Annotated in this window: 5 protein-coding genes and 1 pseudogene; 3 read left to right on the top strand and 3 right to left on the bottom strand. The window is 63.9% G+C overall.

All coding sequences use genetic code 11. The features are described from left to right. A pseudogene (locus PGX04_RS12210) lies at nt 1-213 on the bottom strand (hypothetical protein); the annotation flags it as partial. A 90-nt stretch (nt 214-303) separates the two neighbouring features. Between PGX04_RS12210 and PGX04_RS12205 the strand changes: the two are divergent. Next, the gene (locus tag PGX04_RS12205; RefSeq protein ID WP_273738764.1) at nt 304-1,917 is read left to right on the top strand and encodes a long-chain-fatty-acid--CoA ligase; all 1,614 of its coding nucleotides are present in this window, start codon (nt 304-306) and stop codon (nt 1,915-1,917) included. Nucleotides 1,918-1,945: 28 nt separating this feature from the next. Here the strand turns inward: PGX04_RS12205 and PGX04_RS12200 are convergent, their stop codons facing one another. Continuing rightward, the gene (locus PGX04_RS12200) at nt 1,946-2,230 is read right to left on the bottom strand and encodes a DUF8143 family protein (protein ID WP_273738763.1); all 285 of its coding nucleotides are present in this window, start codon (nt 2,228-2,230) and stop codon (nt 1,946-1,948) included. 63 nt (nt 2,231-2,293) lie between these two features. Between PGX04_RS12200 and PGX04_RS12195 the strand changes: the two genes are divergently transcribed. Together PGX04_RS12195 and PGX04_RS12190 are read left to right on the top strand one after the other, a co-directional pair. Next, on the top strand, nt 2,294-2,497 hold the full coding sequence (locus PGX04_RS12195) for a zinc ribbon domain-containing protein (RefSeq protein WP_273738762.1): 204 nt from the start codon (nt 2,294-2,296) through the stop codon (nt 2,495-2,497). Nucleotides 2,498-2,607: 110 nt separating this feature from the next. Then, nucleotides 2,608-3,354, top strand: a complete 747-nt coding sequence (locus PGX04_RS12190) for a V-type ATP synthase subunit D (RefSeq protein ID WP_273738761.1) — start codon at nt 2,608-2,610, stop codon at nt 3,352-3,354. Between the two features lie 181 nt (nt 3,355-3,535). Here the strand turns inward: PGX04_RS12190 and PGX04_RS12185 are convergent. Continuing rightward, nucleotides 3,536-3,685 (bottom strand): DUF5811 family protein (locus PGX04_RS12185; RefSeq protein ID WP_273738765.1); only part of this gene is annotated, 150 nt, incomplete at its 5' end.

Below are 3,685 nucleotides of genomic sequence, written 5' to 3'. Positions count from 1 at the left end.
CGCGAGGGCGCTGCCGACCACGAGTCCGACCGAGACGGTCGTCGGGACGGTGGCAACGAGGACGCCGCTCGAGGCATTCAGGGCGACGCCGGCGACGAGCGCCGCACCGGTCAGGACCGCGGCGAGGTAGACGCCGATCCCTATCCGGAAGCCGGTGTCGGGGGAGTCGAGATCGTCGGGGAGCGAGATATCGCGGGCGGCCGTCGGAAACACGGGCCAGGGTACGGAACGAAGGACAATAAACTGTCACTATGTGCGATGAATCGAAACAACCGTATGCTCCGCCAGTGAACCGTGGTATGTATGCACAAACCACTGCTCGTCCCGGAGTTCCTCGACCGGGCGCGGACGCACTACGGCGACGACGAGGCGGTGGTCGCCACCACAGGGGAACGGTTCACGTACGACCAACTCGGCGAACGCGCCGATCGGTTCTCCGCGGCGCTACAGGAGCGCGGGATCGAGAAGGGTGATCGCGTCGCCGTGCTGGATCCGAACACCCACTACCACCTCGAGGCGGCCTACGGCATCATGCAGATTGGCGGCGTTCACACCCCGCTGAACTACCGGCTCACGCCCGACGACTTCGAGTACATCCTCTCGGACGCGGGCGTGGACGCGATCTACGCCGACTACGACTTCGCCGAGCGCATCGAGGCAGTTCGCGACGAGGTGCCGACGGAGACCTTTATCACGAACGATCCCACCGAAGTGGACGGTGACTGGGAGAGTTTCGACGGCGTGCTCGAGGAGGCGGGCACCGAGTACGACCGTCCCGAGATGGCCGAGGACGAGATCATCACGATCAACTACACCTCGGGGACGACGGGCGATCCGAAGGGGGTCTGCCGAACCCACCGCTGCGAGACGATTCACGCCTACTTGCTGGTGGCCCACCAGGAGATCACCGACGACGACACCTACCTGTGGACGTTGCCGATGTTCCACGCGAACGGCTGGGGCCACATCTTCGCGGTGACGGGAATCGGCGCGACCCACGTCTGCACGCGCGGGATCGACGCCGGAGAGATCTTCGAGACCGTCCGATCGGAGGACGTCTCCTACATGTGCGGCGCGCCGACGGTGCTGAACATGCTGGTCGACTACTACGAGGACCACGAACCCGAAACGACGGGCGAGAGGGAAGTCAGACTGGCGACCGCCGGCAGCGCGCCGCCGGAGGCGACCATCCGGACCGTCGAGGACGAGTTCGGCTGGTACCTGAAACACGTCTACGGGGCGACCGAGACGGGACCGCTGATCACCACCTCCGACGCGCGCCGGCGCTTCGACGACGACAGCGACGATCGGTTCCGGATCAAGAAGCGGCAGGGACTGGCCTACCTCGGGACCGAAATCCGCGTCGTCGACGAGGACGGAAACGACGTCCCGCGCGATGACGAGACGCTCGGCGAGGTCGTCGTCCGGGGCAACCAGATCATGGAGAAGTACTGGGAGAAGCCCGAGGCGACCGAAGAGGCCTTTACCGACCGCGTCGAGGGCTACTATCACACCGGCGACCTCGCGACGATCGACGAGAACGGGATGATCGCGATTCAGGACCGCAAGAAGGACATCATCATCTCCGGCGGGGAGAACATCTCGAGCATCGAACTCGAGGACGCGCTGTTCGACCACCCCGAGGTGTCGGACGTGGCGGTGATTCCGGCACCCAGCGACGAGTGGGGCGAGACGCCGAAGGCGTTCGTCGTCCCCGCGAGCGGCGACCCGGACGATCCGGGCGTGACGGCGGGGGATCTCGAGGCGTTTACTCGCGAGAATCTCGCGGGCTACAAAGTGGTCCACAGGGTCGAGTTCGTCGCGGAACTGCCGACGACCGCGACCGGCAAGGTCCAGAAGTACGAGCTCCGCCAGGAGGAGTGGGAAGATGAGAAGCGAATGGTCGGGCAGGGGTGAGTCAAACGCCTCGTTTCCATCCGTCGCCTCAAAACTCTCGACGGTCGTCCCGCTCGTCTTCGGCGTCGTGAGCAGCCACGGTCGACGACTGCAGGCCGTCTCGGTCGAGTCCATCGCGTCGATTGGCCCTCGAAGAGCGATCCGACCGATCGGCCGAGCGCGACGGATTTCGGCCGCCGTGCTCTTTTGCGATCCGTTCCGCTTCCGCACGATCGACCACGGTCGGGTTCGACGTTTCCCGACTGATCGCCAGCCAGAGTACGAGCGGGATCGCGAGGGAGATCAGTAGAACGATCGCGAAAGCGGCGGACATAGCTCGTCCGGTACTCGAGGATCCGAGCACAAATGTTTTGTGCAATGACAGGAAAGCCCGACTATGAAAGACGACGACCACGGCTGTCCGAAGTGCGATCACACGGAGACGGAGATTGACGAAATTTCGACGACTGGGAGCGGACTCTCGAAACTGTTCGATATCCAGAACAGGAGCTTCATGGTCGTTAGCTGTACGAACTGCGGCTACTCGGAACTCTACAAAGGCCAATCCTCGGGCGACATGGTCGATCTCTTCCTCGGATAGAAACCGACACCCGAACGGGACCGCTGTCGTCGATTTCCAGCGCCTCGAGCGCGAACGGTGCGCGGAAACTGTAAACAGTTATCCGACTGGGGGCGCTAGCCCCCCACAAGATGGCCAACGACGTCAAGCCCACCCGCAAGAACTTGATGGCGATCGAGGATCGCATCGAGCTGTCCGAGCGGGGACACGGCACGCTCGAGAAGAAACGCGACGGGCTGATCATGGAGTTCATGGACATTCTGGACAAGGCCCAGGACGTCCGCGGCGACCTCGCCGACGACTACGAGGCCGCCCAGAAGAAGATCAACATGGCCCGGGCGATGGAAGGCGACGTGGCGGTCCGCGGTGCCGCGGCGGCGCTGCAGGAACACCCCGAGATCACCACCGAATCCAAGAACATCATGGGTGTCGTCGTCCCGCAGATCGAGTCCTCAAAGGTCACCAAGAGCCTCGATCAGCGCGGGTACGGGATCATGGGCACCTCCGCCCGCATCGACGAGGCCGCCGAAGCCTACGAGGACCTGCTGGAGAGCATCATCCTCGCCGCCGAGGTCGAGACGGCGATGAAGAAGATGCTCCGGGAGATCGAGACCACCAAGCGCCGCGTCAACGCCCTCGAGTTCAAGCTCCTGCCGGAACTGTACGACAATCAGGAGTACATCGAGCAGAAACTCGAGGAGCAAGAGCGCGAGGAGACGTTCCGTCTGAAGAAGATCAAGGAGAAGAAGGAAGCCGAAGAGAAGGCAGAGCGAGAGGCCGAGGAGGCCGCCGACGCCGAGGAGGCGGCGGAGAAACAGGAGGAACTCGAGGAGATCCAGCCGGATACCGCCGCGCAGTCCCCGACGAGCACTCAGTAAAGCACGCTCGCTGTCTCGATCCGATAATTGAGGTGACTTCTTCCCGTGAGATCGATCTCGAGCGCCGACGCCACCAGCTGAGCAGCTGCGCTATTGACCGAGCCGACGCGTCGAAAAGCGGGGTGTGCTCCGTCCCGATGGGACGAGCCGATCGAGCGCGGACCCTCGATGACGGGACCGACTACTTGCCGGTCGGCCGCACGTTGTTGTTGATCGCCTGTTTTACCTGCAGTGCCGCGCTCGCGGCCAGCCCGCGGGCGACTTCGTCGCGTTCGTCCGCAGTGATGACCTCCTCGGCGGCCGCCTCCTCGAGGTCGGGCGTGAGGCCGTC

This window comes from Natrinema soli (genome assembly GCF_028618695.1).
Note: the sequence above shows the minus strand (reverse complement) of the source record. Positions and strands in the feature narration are given on the sequence as shown.